14 protein-coding genes and 1 pseudogene are annotated in these 16983 nt (G+C 59.9%); 10 read left to right on the top strand and 5 right to left on the bottom strand.

Annotated features, from left to right (window positions below; translation table 11 throughout):
- Window positions 1-9 precede the first annotated feature (9 nt).
- On the bottom strand, window positions 10-486 hold the full coding sequence (locus PSH91_RS22295; RefSeq protein WP_047228630.1) for a PAS domain-containing protein: 477 nt from the start codon (window positions 484-486) through the stop codon (window positions 10-12).
- A 156-nt stretch (window positions 487-642) separates the two neighbouring features.
- Here PSH91_RS22295 and PSH91_RS22290 point away from each other — a divergent pair, with 156 nt between their 5' ends.
- From PSH91_RS22290 to PSH91_RS22275, 4 genes are all read left to right on the top strand, one after another.
- On the top strand, window positions 643-1098 hold the full coding sequence (locus PSH91_RS22290) for a flavodoxin (protein ID WP_076383576.1): 456 nt from the start codon (window positions 643-645) through the stop codon (window positions 1096-1098).
- A gap of 158 nt (window positions 1099-1256) precedes the next feature.
- Entirely contained in the window at window positions 1257-2039 is a 783-nt protein-coding gene (locus PSH91_RS22285) for a class II aldolase/adducin family protein (protein WP_047228628.1), read from the top strand.
- Complete coding sequence (locus PSH91_RS22280) at window positions 2039-2941, top strand: alpha/beta fold hydrolase (protein ID WP_305468585.1); 903 nt, start codon at window positions 2039-2041, stop codon at window positions 2939-2941. The genes PSH91_RS22285 and PSH91_RS22280 overlap by 1 nt, the downstream gene beginning before the upstream one ends.
- A 264-nt stretch (window positions 2942-3205) precedes the next feature.
- Complete coding sequence (locus PSH91_RS22275; protein WP_076383577.1) at window positions 3206-4117, top strand: SDR family oxidoreductase; 912 nt, start codon at window positions 3206-3208, stop codon at window positions 4115-4117.
- Window positions 4118-4160: 43 nt separating this feature from the next.
- On the opposite strand, the gene PSH91_RS22270 is transcribed toward PSH91_RS22275, so the two are convergent.
- The 3 genes from PSH91_RS22270 to PSH91_RS26840 all read right to left on the bottom strand — a co-directional run bounded on the left by PSH91_RS22270 (window position 4161) and on the right by PSH91_RS26840 (window position 6150).
- Window positions 4161-4928, bottom strand: a complete 768-nt coding sequence (locus PSH91_RS22270; RefSeq protein WP_047228626.1) for an N-acetylmuramoyl-L-alanine amidase — start codon at window positions 4926-4928, stop codon at window positions 4161-4163.
- Window positions 4929-5215: 287 nt separating this feature from the next.
- Window positions 5216-5998 carry an ATP-grasp domain-containing protein gene (locus tag PSH91_RS22265; protein ID WP_305466780.1) on the bottom strand — a complete coding sequence of 261 codons (783 nt, stop codon included), beginning with the start codon at window positions 5996-5998 and terminating at the stop codon, window positions 5216-5218.
- Window positions 5999-6012: 14 nt separating this feature from the next.
- Complete coding sequence (locus tag PSH91_RS26840; RefSeq protein ID WP_370695170.1) at window positions 6013-6150, bottom strand: hypothetical protein; 138 nt, start codon at window positions 6148-6150, stop codon at window positions 6013-6015.
- 609 nt (window positions 6151-6759) lie between these two features.
- On the opposite strand from PSH91_RS26840, the gene PSH91_RS22260 reads away from it, so the two are divergent.
- The 3 genes and pseudogenes from PSH91_RS22260 (at window position 6760) to PSH91_RS22250 (ending at window position 12662) form a co-directional block, all read left to right on the top strand.
- Window positions 6760-8553 (top strand): DUF1302 domain-containing protein, encoded by a 1794-nt coding sequence (locus PSH91_RS22260; protein ID WP_076383579.1) that lies wholly within the window; start codon window positions 6760-6762, stop codon window positions 8551-8553.
- Window positions 8554-8575: 22 nt separating this feature from the next.
- A complete protein-coding gene (locus tag PSH91_RS22255; protein ID WP_076383580.1) occupies window positions 8576-9943 on the top strand; it encodes a DUF1329 domain-containing protein in 1368 nt (455 codons plus the stop codon).
- A gap of 167 nt (window positions 9944-10110) precedes the next feature.
- A pseudogene (locus PSH91_RS22250) lies at window positions 10111-12662 on the top strand (LuxR C-terminal-related transcriptional regulator).
- A gap of 66 nt (window positions 12663-12728) precedes the next feature.
- On the opposite strand, the gene PSH91_RS22245 reads toward PSH91_RS22250, so the two are convergent.
- Window positions 12729-13541, bottom strand: coding sequence for an IclR family transcriptional regulator (locus tag PSH91_RS22245; protein WP_047228622.1), 813 nt, complete (start codon window positions 13539-13541; stop codon window positions 12729-12731).
- A 162-nt stretch (window positions 13542-13703) separates the two neighbouring features.
- Between PSH91_RS22245 and hmgA the strand changes: the two genes are divergently transcribed.
- Genes hmgA through maiA form a run of 3 tightly spaced genes read left to right on the top strand, consistent with a single transcriptional unit; the run spans window position 13704 to window position 16962 of the window.
- Window positions 13704-15008: a homogentisate 1,2-dioxygenase gene (gene hmgA / locus PSH91_RS22240; RefSeq protein ID WP_305466779.1), complete on the top strand. Its 1305-nt coding sequence runs from the start codon at window positions 13704-13706 to the stop codon at window positions 15006-15008.
- 3 nt (window positions 15009-15011) lie between these two features.
- Entirely contained in the window at window positions 15012-16316 is a 1305-nt protein-coding gene (gene fahA, locus PSH91_RS22235) for a fumarylacetoacetase (protein ID WP_305466778.1), read from the top strand.
- Window positions 16317-16326: 10 nt separating this feature from the next.
- Entirely contained in the window at window positions 16327-16962 is a 636-nt protein-coding gene (maiA, locus tag PSH91_RS22230; protein WP_305466777.1) for a maleylacetoacetate isomerase, read from the top strand.
- Window positions 16963-16983: the final 21 nt, after the last annotated feature.

Below are 16983 nucleotides of genomic sequence, written 5' to 3'. Positions count from 1 at the left end.
GACTGACCGCTAATTCGCCGGTTTGTTTGCGCCGTTCGTCGCTTCGAGTCGGGCAATGGTTGCTCGTGCTTCGGCCAGCTCCTTTTCCAGCTGGGCGACGCGTTGCTGAGCCTTGACCTGAGCGGTCACGTCTTTTTGCACGCCCACGAAATAAGTGCGTCCGTCAGCCTCGTTTTTCACCGTCGACAGAGACAACTCATTCCAGAAAGGGCTGCCGTCCTTGCGGTAGTTGCGCAGAATCTCCCGGCAGGCACCGTTCTGCTTGAGGGCCGTGCGAATCTGCTCCAGGGCCGGCTGGTCGCGATCACCTGACTGCAGGAATCGGCAATCCTGATAAAGAATCTCTTCACTGCTGTAGCCGGTCAGCCGTTCGAAAGCCGGGTTTACATAGATCAGGATATTGTCTTCATCGCCTTCTTTTTCAGCGATGACAATGCCGTCGTTCGAGGCGTTGATGACCAGTTGCATCAGTTGAGCATTAATCATGGGCGACATCCCTTGAACATCCCTGTGTGCGCTGCATTTTAGAAGAACCTACCGCGATGTCTACTGGCCATTATTGGATGTTGAGAGTCAATCGCAGCGTTGCGTCTGAGCCTGCTACTATCGCCGCTCTTTTTATTCAGGTTCAGGATCAGATTGATGAAAGTCGCCATCCTTTCGGGTTCCGTCTACGGGACCGCCGAAGAAGTCGCTCGGCACGCCGCCAAACTGCTCGGTGAAGCGGGTTTTGAAACGCTGCACAACCCGCGCGCAAGCCTTGCGGACATTCAGGCGTTTGGCCCGGCGGCCTTGCTGGCCGTGACTTCCACGACGGGCATGGGAGAGTTGCCGGACAACTTGATGCCCTTATATTCGACGATTCGCGACCAATTGCCAGCCTTTTTTCGTGACCTGCCGGGTGCCGTGATAGGCCTGGGCGACGCCAGTTATGGCGATACCTTCTGCGGCGGTGGCGAGCAGATGCGCGAGTTGTTCGCCGAGCTGGGCGTGCGCGAGGTATTGCCCATGTTGCGTCTGGATGCCAGCGAAAGCGTCACCCCGGAAACCGATGCCGAACCTTGGCTGGAGGCGTTGATCGACGCGCTGCGTCGCTAACGTAATGTGAGGTGAACGGCCACCCCCGGATGACTCGCTCGGCCAGTAAGCTGGCTGCCAATGCAACTACCGACCTCGCGGGAGCTGACTAGACTGGTTAGCTTGTTCATGACTGTTTCAGAACAAGCACCTATAACTAGAAAGCAGAGGTCAGAGCCGTGAGCGTAGCGCCCGTCCCATCGACACTCAGCATCAAGGATCAGGTCAGTGCCGCCGAATGGCAAACTCGCGTCGATCTGGCCGCCTGTTACCGGCTAGTCGCCCTGTATGGCTGGGATGACCTGATTTTCACGCATATATCCGCCAAGGTGCCCGGGACCGATGATTTTTTGATCAACCCGTTCGGGTTGATGTTTCATGAGGTCACCGCCTCGAGCCTGGTCAAGGTCGATCAGGCCGGCAACAAGCTGATGGACAGCCCCTACGAGATCAATCCGGCCGGTTATACCATCCACAGTGCGGTGCATGAGGTGCGGCACGATGTGGTGTGTGTGCTGCATACCCACACGGCGGCCGGCGTTGCTGTGTCGGCACAGAAGCAGGGTGTGTTGCCTATCAGCCAGCAATCGTTGTTCGTATTGTCGAGTCTGGCGTATCACGCCTATGAAGGCGTGGCCCTCAATCACGAAGAGAAGGCCCGCCTGCAGGCGGATCTGGGCGCCAATAATTTCCTGATGCTGCACAATCACGGTCTGCTGACCTGCGGCGGCACCATTGCCGACACCTTCCTGATGATGTTCACCTTCCAGCGAGCCTGTGACATCCAGGTCCTGGCGCTCAACGGTGGGGCTGAACTGATCGCCATCGAGCCGCAGATACTGGCCGGCGCCCGGGCGATGATTGCCGGGGTGACCAAAAGCGCCCAAGGCATGGGAGGCGCGCTGGCATGGCCGGCGTTGCTGCGCAAGCTGGATCAACAAGATTCGGGTTATAGATGCTGATGCCTCTGGTCCAGATTCCCCTGCGTATTTGGCGCCAGCGCGGCCAGACATTGATGTTCCGTGGCCACGCTATCCGGTATTGGGTGGCGGGGCACGGCGAGCCGTTGTTGCTGATCCATGGTTTCCCCACCGCCAGTTGGGACTGGCATTACCTGTGGCAGCCGCTGGCACAGCGTTATCGGGTGATCGCCTGCGACATGCTCGGTTTTGGCGACTCGGCCAAGCCGACGGATCATGCCTACAGCCTGTTGGAGCAGGCTGACCTGCAGCAGGCTTTGCTGGCACATTTGAATGTGAAGCAAGCCGTGCATGTACTGGCCCATGATTATGGTGACAGCGTGGCCCAGGAACTGATCGCCCGTCACTACGAGGCGCGCACCGAACTCGCCAGTTGTGTCTTTCTCAACGGCGGTCTGTTTCCCGAAACCCATCGTCCGGTGCTGATGCAAAAACTGTTGCTCAGCCCCTTGGGCTGGCTACTGGGCCGAGCTTTTTCCCGAGAAGGCCTGGTCAAGAGTTTTCGCCAGATATTCGGCCCCAGGACTGGCCCGACCGAAAGCGAGCTGGACGATTACTGGAGCCTGGTCGAAACCCATAACGGACCGCGGATCATGCACAAACTCATTGCCTACATTCCCGAACGGCGTGTGCAGCGTGACCGCTGGGTGCAGGCCATGCAGCGCGGCGAGGTGGCGCTGCGGGTGATCGACGGCGCGGTCGATCCGATTTCCGGTGAACACATGGTGGCGCGCTACGAGGCGCTGATCCCCAACCCTGACACCGTACTGCTGCCCGACATCGGCCACTACCCGCACACCGAAGCCCCGGTGCAGGTACTCAAGCATTACCTGGAGTTTCGCGAAAACATGGCCGCACCGGTCAGGCAGGTGGTCTGCTCATAACTGTTGAAGGTTGGAGCACTATCGCGAGCAGGCTCGCTCCCACGGAGAGGCGAGTCTACGCAGGCCTGTGTGGGAGCGAGCCTGCTCGCGATGGCAGCGACTCGGTCCCGCCTCTGGTGAGGGTCACGGAGCCCACAGCAGATCCGGCTCGTATCATCCCCTCACCTTATTGGCCACCATTCACTTGCAACCCTGTTGATTGTGACCAACCGCCCTGTGCCCGACACTCGGGGCATTGTCCTATTGCCTGCTGGAGTTCTGCCCATGAGTGAATCTGTGCGCTTCGAAGATAAAGTCGTGATCGTCACGGGAGCTGGCGGTGGCCTGGGGCGAGCCCATGCCCTGTTGTTCGCCAGGCAGGGGGCCAAAGTGCTGGTCAACGACCTCGGCGGCTCTGCCCAGGGAGAAGGGGCCAACGCCTCGGCGGCGGATCGGGTGGTCGCTGAAATTCGCCAAGCCGGCGGCATTGCCGAAGCGAACCACGACTCCGTCACCGATGGCGACAAGCTTGTTCAAAACGCGCTCGACGTGTTTGGCCGGGTCGATGTAGTGGTCAACAACGCCGGGATCCTGCGGGACAAGACCTTCCACAAAATGGAGGACGCCGACTGGGACCTGGTCTACCGCGTCCATGTCGAGGGCGCCTACAAAGTCACCCGCGCCGCCTGGCCACACCTGCGTGAGCAGAATTACGGGCGGGTGATCTTTACGGCCTCCACGTCCGGCATCTACGGCAACTTCGGTCAATCCAACTACGGCATGGCCAAGCTCGGCCTTTATGGCCTGACGCGCACTCTGGCCATCGAAGGTCGCAAGAACAATATTCTGGTCAATGCCATCGCGCCCACCGGTGGCACCCGCATGACCGAAGGCCTGATCCCGCCGCAGGTGTTCGAACAGCTCAAGCCTGAACTCGTCAGCCCGTTGGTGGTGTACCTGGCCAGCGAGACCTGCCAGGAAACCTCCGGGTTGTTCGAAGTGGGCGGCGGCTGGATGGGCAAGGTGCGTTGGGAGCGCAGCCTGGGTGCCGGCTTCGATCCAAACAAAGGTTTCTCGCCCGAAGACGTCGCGGCCCACTGGCAGCAAATCTGTGATTTCGAGGGTGCGGTACACCCCAATGACAACCTTGAAGCGTTGAAGGAAATGATGGCGAACTTGCAGCGCTACACCGTTTGACCTTGCGGCCTCGACCCGTTGCCGTCACGCGCGGCAACGGTGGTCAGGGGACGTATTTCTTCACCAGCGCCGCCAGATTCGCGGCAGTCTCGATGTCCATCACACCGTCGTATTTCGCTGGACGAAAGTGCAGCTGAAAGGCTCGCACCAAACGCTGAAAACCCGCACTTGTGGCGGCTGCCGACGTGTCATACCCATATTTGCGGAACAAGCCGAGCAGTTGCTCGCGAGTCGGCAGGCCGTTGCATTGGTAGGCGCGGGTGTAAGCTTTCTGCGTGGGTTCATCGAACCATGCGCCGATGCCCTTCAGATACAGCGTATGCCAAGGGAACATCGGGCCGGGATCGCTTTTCCTGCCAGCAGCAATATCCGAGTGTCCCACCACATTGACCGGGCTGATGTCCGGATAGCGCTTGAGGATGTTCAACGCCAGGTATTCGATCGCCTCGACTTGCTGAGGTTGATAAGGCGGGAAAGTGAATTGCCCGTGGTTATCGGTGGCCAGGTTGACGATTTCAACACCGATCGAGGTGTCGTTCAGATTCGTGCGACCGCCCCAACTGCTCACCCCCGCGTGCCAGGCTCGTTGGTTCTCGTCGACCAGATTGAAAATCTGCGGTTCCTGGAAACCTGCTTTCAAGTAACTCGGGTCGCTGAAGTCCGGGATGAGGTAGTGGGCGCTGACAGAGGAACCGGTCAGTGCGTTGATGGAGGATGAAAAGTTCGCGGCGGTGTAATGAAAGACTAGAAAACGAATTCTGTTGTTGAAGCCTTTTACCGAGCGATAGCTGTTGTAGTTGATAAGTGTCATAAAAACTCACTGAGGTTTAAAGTCAAAACAGAATGCTGTGACTGACATTCAGCCTAACAGTGAGTTTTTGATGGGGCCGTAGTGGGATTCTTGCTTTGTTGTAGGAACAGGCGTTTGGATGTCCGGGAATTGATCGTTAATGGGAGTAGGGTTTGTTCGCTATTTCTTATGGCGGGCTCTGGCAGTATTGTAGGAATCGAGAAGCTTTAGTTGAGGGTGAGCCTAAATATTAAAAAGTAGCAGTTTAAGTGTGGCGCTGTTTTCGCTGATTAAATGATTCTTCCCGTCTATCTCGCGCAACTCAACATCCAGGCAAAGCGCTCGGCGGACCACTCCTTGCGGTCTGACACTTGGCCATCGCCCAGTTCGATCACCCGCATTACACCGTCTGACCTGAGCGCTATGTCGATCGAGAAAAAAGGACTGTCGATCAGCTGTGCGCATTCGGTCACTAATTCGGGCACTTCATCGGTGGCGCCATAAGCCTGGCCGTGGAGCACAAAGTAGCGACGCTCGGTTTCTTCGAGGTATTCCTCTCGTCGTCTGACACATATACCGCCTTCAATCTGCCCGCGATACTGACGCATGGCCCCAACCAGCGGCGCTATGTCTTCGGGAGTGTCCACCAGGCTGCCTCCACTGGTGTTAAGTGACTTTACGTAGTCCTTGATGAAGTAGCCCGGCCATTGCAACCCTTGGAGGGCCTGATTGAAGTTTGCATCACTGGCCAGTACCACGGTTTCGCTCGTACAGGCAGCCAGCAACGGATACCACTGCGGCAAGTGATGACAATTTTGGTATTGCGTGGCGTTGGTCACCTCAATGGCACCTTTGTCGCGCATGTGCATAGCCAACGCAGCATAAGCATCAGGCGTCAGCATCCACCCCCGGTACAAAATGCAGTCGCCGGGCGTGAGGGGTACAGAAGTCTTGAAAGTCCCTGCTTCGAAATCTTCAAAAGAGAACAGCGCGGTCTGTAGTCCGGTGGTCACTACTGCGTCGTACTCTTCCATGTACTGTTCATCGGGGCGTTTTTTATCAAACGGATCGCTAGGGTAGAGAAGATACATATCGCTTTCTCGATTTACTCAGTGTCGCGTTTTCGGTGGTTTTTGATGTGTCGCTTAGACATCATTGCGTTGATGTTATTGATGTTGTAAATCTCACTGCCCAGGTTTATGTATTGTTTGTGGTGTGTTGATTTTCTTTTCGATACGTGCATTTCAAATGTCCCTGCCAGTACTCACTGTTTTCAGCCGTGCATGTTCATTTATTCGTCACCATCAAGGCGGCGAAAAAGACTATAAGTTCGATTGCATTGGCTGGGCAGGTGAGAGATTCCGACCATGTTGTAGGAATCGAGAAGTTTCACGCAGGAAATCAACCCACATAAAAAAAGGCCGCTGCAAAAAGCAGCGGCCTGAAAATGACGTTGCAAAGGAGCAGAAAACCAACGTCAGTGAACACGGGAGGTGATGGACCGATGCGCCAATCCATCCGAATGACGGTGCGCCGGTCGCGAGGGACGCGATGGCGGCTTGTGCCTGCAGGCCCGTTGCCCTGAAAGCCCGGCCAGCATAGGGATTGGCCATCGTCGGAAACAGCCCGGATCCGGACATGCACCGTTGCAGGGCGCGCAACAGTTAACAGGCCCGATGAATATGCGCGGCGCTGATGACCCATCATCCAGTGCGTCCATGCGCGGCGCAAAGCCCCGTATTCCATGACCTGTAATCCTTTCGGGGTACAGCGCGAATACCTCCTTGGTGCGCTTATCGCCCATGTCGTGCGGCAGTAGGGTGAAGGCTCTGTCACTCACCGGGGAAGACGCATGACAACAATAACAATGCGCGCCATCTTCAAACCGCAGGCGCTGGCCGTCGCGGTGGCCTTGGGTTGCTCTGCCCAGGCGCAGGCCGTTTCATTCAATATTGGCGAGATCGAGGGGCAGTTCGACTCCTCGTTGTCCGTGGGCGCGAGCTGGGGCATGCGCGACGCCGACCGGGACTTGGTTGGCAGCGTCAACGGCGGTACGGGGCAGTCATCCACCGGTGACGATGGGCGGCTGAACTTCAAGAAGGGCGAGACCTTTTCCAAGATATTCAAAGGCCTGCACGATCTAGAACTCAAGTACGGTGATACTGGCGTGTTCGTGCGCGGTAAGTATTGGTATGACTTCGAACTCAAGGACGAAAGCCGCCCGTTCAAGGACATCAGCGACAGCAACCGCAAGGAAGGCTCCAAGTCGTCAGGGGCGCAGCTTCTCGATGCGTTTGTCTATCACAATTACTCCATCGCCGACTTGCCGGGTACGGTGCGTGCGGGCAAGCAGGTGGTCAGTTGGGGTGAAAGTACCTTCATCGGCAACTCCATCAACAGCATCAACCCGGTGGACGTCTCCGCGTTCCGCCGGCCGGGTGCCGAGATCAAGGAAGGCCTGATCCCGGTGAACATGCTGTTCGCCTCCCAGGGCTTGACCGACAAGCTCACCATCGAAGGTTTCTACCAACTGGAATGGGATCAGACGGTCGTCGATAACTGCGGCACTTTCTTTGGCAACGACGTGGTAGCCGATGGCTGCACCAGCGGCTACACCGTGGGCAGCCCGGCGATTGCGCCATTCGTACCATTGACTCAGGCCTTTGGCCAAGGCATCCAGGTGAATGACGAAGGCGTTGTCATTGCTCGCAGCGGTGACCGTGACGCCCGTGATTCCGGCCAGTGGGGCACGGCGTTGCGCTGGCTCGGTGACGACACCGAGTACGGCCTGTACTTCATGAACTACCACAGCCGCACGCCAACCGTGGGCACCACCACCGCCGGCCTGTCTACATTGTCGGCATTGCCGGGAATGGTCGCGATTGCAGAAGGGCTTGCCCCTGGCAGCGGTTCGGGGCTGGCGCAAAGCGTGATGCTGGGGCGCGGTCAGTATTACCTTGAATACCCCGAGGACATCCGTCTGTACGGTGCCAGCTTCGCCACCACGCTGCCTACCGGCACCGCGTGGACCGGGGAAATCAGCTACCGCCCCAACGCACCTGTGCAGCTCAACACCAACGATCTGACCCTGGCCTTGCTCAACCCGATCGCAGGCGGTGCAGCTTCGCCCATCGCGACCTCGCCCGGGGCCGATAACACCGGTTATCGTCGTAAGGAATTGACCCAGATCCAGAGCACCCTGACGCACTTCTTCGACCAGGTGCTGGGCGCTGATCGCCTGACCGTGGTGGGCGAGGCGGCGGTGGTGCACGTCGGTGGCCTGGAATCCAAGGACAAGCTGCGTTATGGCCGTGACTCGGTCTACGGCCAGTACGGGTTTGGCGGTGACACCGACGGCTTCGTCACCTCGACCTCGTGGGGCTATCGCGCCCGGGCAATTCTTGACTACTCCAACGTCGTTGCCGGTATCAACTTCAAGCCCAACGTCTCCTGGTCCCATGACGTAGCCGGCTACGGTCCCAACGGCTTGTTCAACGAAGGCGCCAAGGCCATCAGCCTGGGTGTCGATGCCGACTACCGCAACACCTATACCGCCAGCCTGAGTTACACCGACTTTTTCGGCGGCGACTACAACGTCCTCGAAGACCGCGACTTCCTCGCGTTGAGCTTTGGCGTGAACTTCTGATCTGGCTGACAAGGAAAAACCAATGCGCAAGATGATTCTGCAATGCGGCGCCCTGGCCCTGAGCCTGCTGGCCGCGAACGTGATGGCGGCAGTTTCGCCGGATGAAGCAAACAAATTGGGCACCAGCCTTACGCCGCTGGGCGCGGAAAAGGCAGGCAATGCCGATGGTTCGATTCCGGCCTGGACCGGCGGCATCGCCAAAAACGCCGGGGCGGTGGACAGCAAAGGCTTTCTGGCCGATCCCTTTGCCGGGGAAAAACCGCTGTTCACCATCACCGCCGAGACCGTGGACAAGTACAAGGACAAGCTTTCCGAAGGCCAGATAGCGATGTTCAAGCGCTATCCGCAAACCTACAAGATTCCGGTCTATCCGACCCATCGCAGCGTCTCGCTACCGCCCGAGATCTACGAGTCGGCCAAGCGCAGCGCCCTCAACGTCACCACCATCAATGACGGCAACGGCCTGGCCAACTTCACCGGTAACCGTTACTACGCATTCCCGATCCCCAAGAACGGCGTGGAAGTGCTGTGGAACCACGTCACCCGCTATCACGGCGGCAACGTGCGGCGCATCATCACCCAGGCCACCCCACAAACCAACGGCAGCTTCACCCCGATCCGCTTTGAAGAAGAGATCGCCGTGCCGTTTCTGATCAAAGACGCCGATCCGGAAAAGGCCAGCAATGTGCTGACCTATTTCAAACAGTCGGTCACCGCGCCGGCACGTCTGGCCGGTAACGTGCTGCTGGTGCATGAAACGCTTGACCAGGTGAAGGAGCCGCGCCTGGCCTGGATCTACAACGCCGGCCAGCGCCGTGTGCGTCGCGCCCCGCAAGTGGCCTACGACGGCCCGGGCACCGCCGCTGACGGGTTGCGTACCTCCGATAACTTCGACCTGTTCTCCGGCGCGCCGGACCGCTACGACTGGAAGTTGGTGGGGAAGAAGGAAATGTACATCCCCTACAACAGCTACAAACTGGATTCCCCCAGCCTCAAGTATGACGACGTGATCAAGGCCGGCCACATCAATCAGGATCTGACCCGCTATGAACTGCATCGGGTCTGGGAAGTGGTCGGTACGGTCAAGCCAAACGAACGTCACATCTACGCCAAGCGCCACATGTATTTCGATGAGGACAGCTGGCAGGCGGCACTGGTGGATCACTACGACGGTCGCGGTCAACTGTGGCGGGTGGCCGAAGGTCATGCCCAGTTCTACTACGCCAATCAGAACCCGGGCTACACCCTTGAGGCGCTCTACGACATCATCGCCGGCCGCTACATCGCGCTGGGGATGAAGAACGAAGAGAAGCGCAGCTACGAGTACGGTTTCGAAGCCAGGGCTGCGGACTTCACGCCAGCGGCGCTGCGCTCGACGGGGGTTCGTTAAGACCTGGCGGTTTGAAGCTGACTGTGGCTGCCGTTAGATAATCGTGAGGACCGGCAATCGATTTGCCGGTCTTTTTTTATGGGCGCCAATCAGCGCGCTGAATACTTCTCCAAAGGTGAGCGCCACAGGACTAGGGTGATGAAACAATAATAAACTGGACTTCGCACATGACCGCCATGACCCCGTGTCCGGACCGTCCTGGATTGCTGCCCCGCCTGTCTTCGACCCATGTGCCGCGCAGGTCCTTGAGCGAGCCCTTGTTGGCCTCCGAGGCGCGGGTAAAACTGCTTTGCGCACCGGCGGGCAGTGGCAAGAGTGCGTTGTTCGCTGAGTGTTTCCTGCAGGCCCCCGCCGCTTGCCGGTTGCATTGGCTGCCGCTTGGGGGCGCAACGTTGGACGCGGCGCAAATGTGCGAGCGGCTGGCGCAGACCCTCGGGCTGCCGTTGCTGGATGAAGGGGGGCTGCTGGCTCACCTGGCGGGCTTGCAAGCACCGACCTGGCTGTTCCTGGATGATTACTGTCGGGTACCCAACCCCGAGCTGGATCAGTTTCTCGATCGTCTGTTGAGCATCAGCAGTCCGGCGCTTCACCTTTGGTTGAATGGTCGCCGTCGTCCTCACTGTAACTGGCCGCGCCTGCTACTTGATGACGAACTGCATGAATTCGATGCCCAGGCGCTGGTCTTCACCCATGACGATGTCCAGCAGTTGCTCAAACATTTGCCCGGTCCCCAGGGCGCTCGCACCGCGCGCGAGGTGATACAGCGCAGTGGCGGTTGGTGCGCCGGGGTGCGCATCGCCCTGCTTGAACGTTGTGAATGGGCGCGCAGCCACGCGTCGCCGGGGCGGCCCGGGACCCTGCATGACTACCTTGAATATGAGCTGTTCAGTACGCTGACCCCGGACCTGGCGCAGGCCTGGCGAGTGCTGGCGCATCTGCCGCGCTTCAATGCCCGGCTCTGCGAGCATCTGTTTGGTGACACGGTGGGCGCCGAATGCCTGCCCTTGTTGTTGGACCTGGGCTGTTTTATCGAACCGTGGGAGCAGTCTTCGGACTGGTTGCAGATTTTCCCGGCGCTGGCCCGACTGGTGCGGGACGAGCCCTGGCCGCAGGGACGCTCCTGGCATCGCCGGGCTTGCCAGTGGTTTGCCGCCGAGCAGGATTGGCAAATGGCATTCGAGCAGGCCATGCAAGCGCAAGAGTTCGAGGCTGCCGTCAGTTTCCTGCAGCATCTGAATTTTGAACACGTACTGCAGCGCAGCAACGTGACGCTGTTGCTGAAGCTGCATGATCAACAAGGTGAAGCGCTGACACTCGGTACACCGCAATCGGTGGGGTTGGTCACGGCTGCGTTGCTATTCGCCGGACGCTTCGATCAGGCATCGGTGTGCATCGACCAACTGGCCAGGTTCATGCCGCAACCTTCGGCCTGCCTGCAGCGGCAACTGCTGGCCCGGTGGCAGGTTCTGCTGGGCTGGCTGCTGCACCTTTCGGGGGATGGCGAGCAGTCCCGCGAGCACTTGCTCCAGGCCCAGGCGAGCCTCGACCCAGAGGCCTGGGCCTTGCGCCTGTTGTGCCAGTTGGGGCTGACACAGCAGGCACTGCTCAAGGGGGAACTGGCCACTGCGCAATGGATCAACCGCCAGGCCCTGTGCCTGGCGCGCGCCCAAGGCTCACTGGTCTTCGAGGGCTTGCTGGAACTGGATCACGCCCAAGTCCTGGAGCAACGCGGCGCTCCTCACCGGGCCGATCATCTGTTGAGCGCAGTTCAGGGGTTGCTCGATAAGCCTGGCCAGGACTTTTCTGCCTTGCTGGGACGTATTGCCTTGCGCCGTGGCCGTCTGGCTTTGCGCATGGGGTTGGCCGAGCAGGCTGCCGAGCAGTTCCAGGCGGGCCTGGAAACGGGCCTGCATTGCCAGGACAAACAAGTGCTTTATGGTTTTCTCGGCAAGGCCACCCTGGCGGCCAATGGTGGCGACTATGGCGAGGCTTTCCTGCAACTGCGCGATGCCGAGCGGATCATGCAACAGCGGCACATCCCCGACACGGTGTACCGTGGCGTGCTGTTGCAAACCAGTTGCCAGTTCTGGCTGCAACAGGGACGCCCGGAACTGGCTCACGAGGCCCTGACCCGGGTCTTGCGTCACTTTCACGGGCCGCAGGCCAAGCATGCCCCACCTGCGACCCTGGAGTTGATTCCGCGACTTGAGTACCTGTTGGTACTGACCGAGGTTTATCTGCATCGGGCGCAAGACCCGCAAGCGCAACTCAAGGCAATGATCGACCGGGCACAGCACTGTGAAATGCATGGCCTGGAGACCGAACTGTATCTGGCGCTGGCTGAAGTCGTCTGGCTGTCCGCTGATCGTTCCCAGGCACGATCGCTCGTGCAAGAGGGCCTCAAGCGAGTTGCCTGTTGGCGCGCCCAGCAAGCCTTGTGCGAGTTACGCGCGCCAGCCCGATCTGTTGGGCTGGGCGCAATCGGCTGAGCACATTGAGCAGCCGGCGGTGGCAGTCGAAGACACGTTGTTGAGTCATCGGGAGTTGGAAGTGCTGGAGCTCATTGCGCAGGGCTATTCAAATCAGCAGATTGCCGAACGTTTGTTCATATCCTTGCACACGGTAAAAACCCAATTCGCGGCGGATACACAGCAAGTTAGGCGTTCAGCGGCGCACGCAGGCGGTCGCCAAGGCCAAAGTCATGGGCGTGATGAGATAAAGAATTCCCAAGGGCAAGACGATTAGCTGCCGCCGCTACGTATCACCGCTCACATCAATGGTGTGATCAGGATTGGCCCGTTGGCTGATCCGATCCTGCGCCTGCCTCATACCCCATCCGCCAGCTCACGGCCCGGGTCGCCGCCAGCAGTCGTTGTGCCGCCGGGCCGTTTTCGTCGGCATGGAACAGGGAAGTCGGGCCGACAATGGTCATCACCGCCGTCACTTGGCCGACAGCATTGAATACCGGGGCTGACAGGGCATCCACGCCGGGCATCAGCAAGCCATGCACATGGTGCAGGCCGCGACTGCGTATTTGCTGGCACAGGGTGGCATAGGCCTGGTCGTCGGCCAGGGCGTGGGCGGTGGAAGCGCTCACTTCCTGTTCGCGCAAGCCGATCGTTTCGCGCGTCGGCAGGTAGGCGCTGAACACCAGCCCCGTGGACGAGCTGAGCAGCGGCAATACCGATCCCAATTGCGTCACCACCGTCACTGCCCGTATGGCGGGTTCGATCCGAACGACGGTGGCGCCGTGATTGCCCCACACCGCCAGGAAACAGGTTTCGTTCAAGTCATCGCGCAGTTCGGCCAAGGGCAGGGCGGCCACTTGCAACACGTCCATGCCGTTCAACGCCGCCAGGCCCACGCGCAAGGCTTCGCGCCCGAGGCCGTAGTGGTTGGTGGACGTGTTCTGTTCAGCGAAACCGCTGGCGATCAAGGCCTGCAGGTATCGATGAACCTTGCTCGCCGGCATTTGCACGTGTTCGGCCAGACGCGACAGCGACGTGGAGGGCGACAGTTCGGCCAGGGCCTTGAGGATGTCGGTGCCGACTTCGGCCGAGCGGACTTTCTGTTTACCGTTGCTGAGCGGGGTTTCCATGGAGGCGCTGAGTCCAGAGGCGAATGGGCGTCTTTATAGCTTGACGGTCGCCGTCGAGCAAATTACGTTATGCGTAATTGAATTACGATAAAAATAACCTGTGCGCCTGACGTTCTTCGTGGAACGACGAGGTCGTACCCAGTCCTGTGTTCAGGAGGCTCCATGACCCTCGATTCCACAGTGTCGGACCTGGCCTATCAGTCAGGCTTTGGCAATGAATTTGCCAGCGAGGCGCTGCCCGGCGCCTTGCCCGTTGGCCAGAACTCCCCGCAAAAAGCCCCTTACGGTCTCTATGCCGAATTATTCTCCGGCACTGCCTTCACCATGGTTCGCAGCGAAGCGCGGCGGACCTGGATGTATCGCATCCGGCCGTCGGCCAATCATCCGGCCTTCGTCAAGCTTGAACATCAGATAGCGGGCGGTCCTCTGGGTGAGGTCACGCCCAATCGCCTGCGTTGGAACCCGTTGGATATTCCTGCCGAGCCAACCGATTTCATCGATGGGCTGGTGCGCATGGCGGCCAATGCCGGCTCGGACAAACCGGCCGGTATCAGCCTCTACCATTACCGCGCCAACCGTTCCATGGAACGGGTGTTCTTCAACGCTGACGGGGAATGGCTGATCGTGCCGCAGCTGGGACGGCTGCGGATCGCCACCGAGCTGGGCGTGCTGGAACTGGCGCCGCTGGAAATTGCCGTGATCCCCCGGGGCCTGAAATTTCGCGTCGAGCTGCTTGATCCACAAGCCCGCGGCTATATCGCCGAAAACCATGGCGCGCCGTTGCGCCTGCCGGACCTTGGGCCGATCGGCAGCAACGGCCTGGCCAACCCGCGGGATTTCCTGGCGCCGGTCGCTCATTACGAAAACCTCGCCCGACCGACTGCGCTGGTGCAGAAATTCCTCGGTGAGTTGTGGGGTTGCGAGCTGGATCATTCGCCCTTCGATGTGGTGGCCTGGCATGGCAACAACGTGCCTTACAAATATGACCTGCGCCGTTTCAACACCATCGGTACGGTCAGCTTCGACCACCCGGACCCGTCGATCTTCACCGTATTGACCTCACCCACCAGCGTCCACGGCCTGGCCAATCTCGATTTCGTGATCTTCCCGCCGCGCTGGATGGTCGCGGAAAACACCTTCCGTCCGCCGTGGTTCCATCGCAACCTGATGAATGAATTCATGGGCCTGATCCAGGGCGCCTACGATGCCAAGGCCGAAGGTTTCCTGCCCGGCGGCGCCTCCTTGCACAGTTGCATGAGTGCCCATGGCCCGGACGGCGAGACCTGCACCAAGGCGATCAACGCCGAGCTGACGCCTGCGAAAATCGACAACACCATGGCCTTCATGTTCGAAACCAGCCAGGTCCTGCGCCCGAGCCGTTTCGCCCTGGACTGCCCACAATTGCAAACTGACTACGACGCCTGCTGGGCCTCGCTGCCGGTCACGTTCGACCCGACCCGGAGATAACCCATGACTCAACTTTCCCCTGCCCGTAGCTGGGTCGCCTCCGCCAATGGCCATGCCGACTTCCCGCTGCAGAACCTGCCGCTGGGCATCTTCAGTATCGATGACGGCGCTCCCCGTAGCGGCGTGGCGATTGGTGAGCAGATTTTCGATTTGCAGGCCGCGTTGCAGGCGGGCTTGTTTGACGGCGCGGCGCGCGAAGCCGTCGAAGCCATGAAGGACGGCCAGTTGAATGCATTCTTCGACCTCGGCCGCAGCGCTCGGGTGGCCCTGCGTGAACGCTTGCTGGAGCTGCTGCGCGAAGACAGCTCGCTGCGGGGCAAGATCGAAGCCCAGGGCGCGAAACTGCTGGTCCGCGCAGCCGACTGCCAGATGCATTTGCCGGCCAGGATCAATGACTACACCGACTTCTACGTCGGTATCGAACACGCGCAAAACGTCGGCAAGTTGTTCCGTCCCGACAATCCGCTGTTGCCCAACTACAAGTACGTCCCCATCGGTTATCACGGTCGCGCCTCGACCATTCGCCCGTCCGGTACCGACGTGCGTCGCCCCAAGGGTCAGACCCTGCCCGCCGGCCAGACCGAGCCGATCTTCGGCCCGTGCGCGCGACTGGACTATGAGCTGGAACTGGGCATCTGGATCGGCCAGGGCAACGCCTTGGGCGAACCCATCGCCATCGGTGATGCTGCCGAGCACATTGGCGGTTTCTGCCTGCTCAACGACTGGTCGGCCCGGGATATCCAGGCCTGGGAATACCAGCCGCTGGGGCCCTTTCTGTCCAAAAGCTTCCTGACCAGTATCTCGCCATGGGTGGTGACGGCCGAAGCCCTCGAACCGTTCCGTCGCCCACAACCGGCGCGTCCGGCAGGCGATCCGCAGCCGTTGCCATATCTGCTGGACAAGCGTGACCAGGCCGGTGGGGCCTTCGACATTGAACTGGAAGTCCTGCTGCTGACCGAAGCCATGCGCGAGCAGAACCTGCCGGCCCATCGCCTGACGTTGAGCAACACCCAGTACATGTACTGGACCGTAGCGCAGATGGTCGCCCACCACAGCGTCAATGGTTGCCAGTTGCAGGCCGGTGACCTGTTCGGTTCGGGCACCTTGTCGGGGCCTGAGAGCGGTCAGTTCGGCAGCCTGCTGGAGATTACCGAGGGCGGTAAAAAGCCAATCGAGCTGGCCTCTGGCGAAGTGCGCAAATTCCTTGAGGACGGTGACGAGATCATCCTGCGTGCCCGTTGCAGCCGCGAAGGTGTTGCGTCCATCGGCTTTGGCGAATGCCGGGGCAAGATCCTGCCGGCGCGGTGAGGGACAGGGCATGGAACTCTACACCTACTACCGCTCCACTTCGTCCTACCGGGTGCGCATTGCCCTGGCGCTCAAGGGCCTGGATTACCAGGCCTTGCCGGTCAACCTGATCGCTGCGCCTGGGGGCGAACATCGTCAGCCGGCCTATCTGGCGATCAACCCTCAGGGCCGGGTTCCGGCGCTGCGTACCGACGAAGGCGCGTTGCTGGTGCAGTCACCCGCCATCATCGAGTACTTGGAGGAGCGTTATCCACAGGTGCCGTTGCTCAGCGCCGACCTGACGGTTCGGGCTCATGAGCGAGGCGTCGCGGCATTGATCGGTTGCGATATTCATCCGCTGCACAACGTCAGCGTACTCAACCAGCTGCGGCAGTGGGGCCACGATGAAACGCAGGTGGCGCAGTGGATCGGGCATTGGATCAGCCAGGGACTGGCGGCGGTGGAACAGTTGATTGGGGATAATGGCTACTGCTTCGGTGCAGCACCCGGGGTCGCGGACGTGTATCTGATCCCGCAGGTGTACGCGGCAGAACGGTTCAATGTCTCCCTGGAGGCGTATCCACGGATCCGTCGCGTTGCGGCGTTGGCGGCTGCGCATCCAGCGTTTCAACAGGCGCATCCGGCAAATCAGCCTGATACACCTTGAGCCCCCTGTGGGAGCGAACCT

The sequence above is a fragment of the Pseudomonas sp. FP1154 genome, from assembly GCF_030687245.1.
Taxonomy (GTDB): Bacteria; Pseudomonadota; Gammaproteobacteria; order Pseudomonadales; family Pseudomonadaceae; genus Aquipseudomonas; species Aquipseudomonas rhizophila.
Note: the sequence above shows the minus strand (reverse complement) of the source record. Positions and strands in the feature narration are given on the sequence as shown.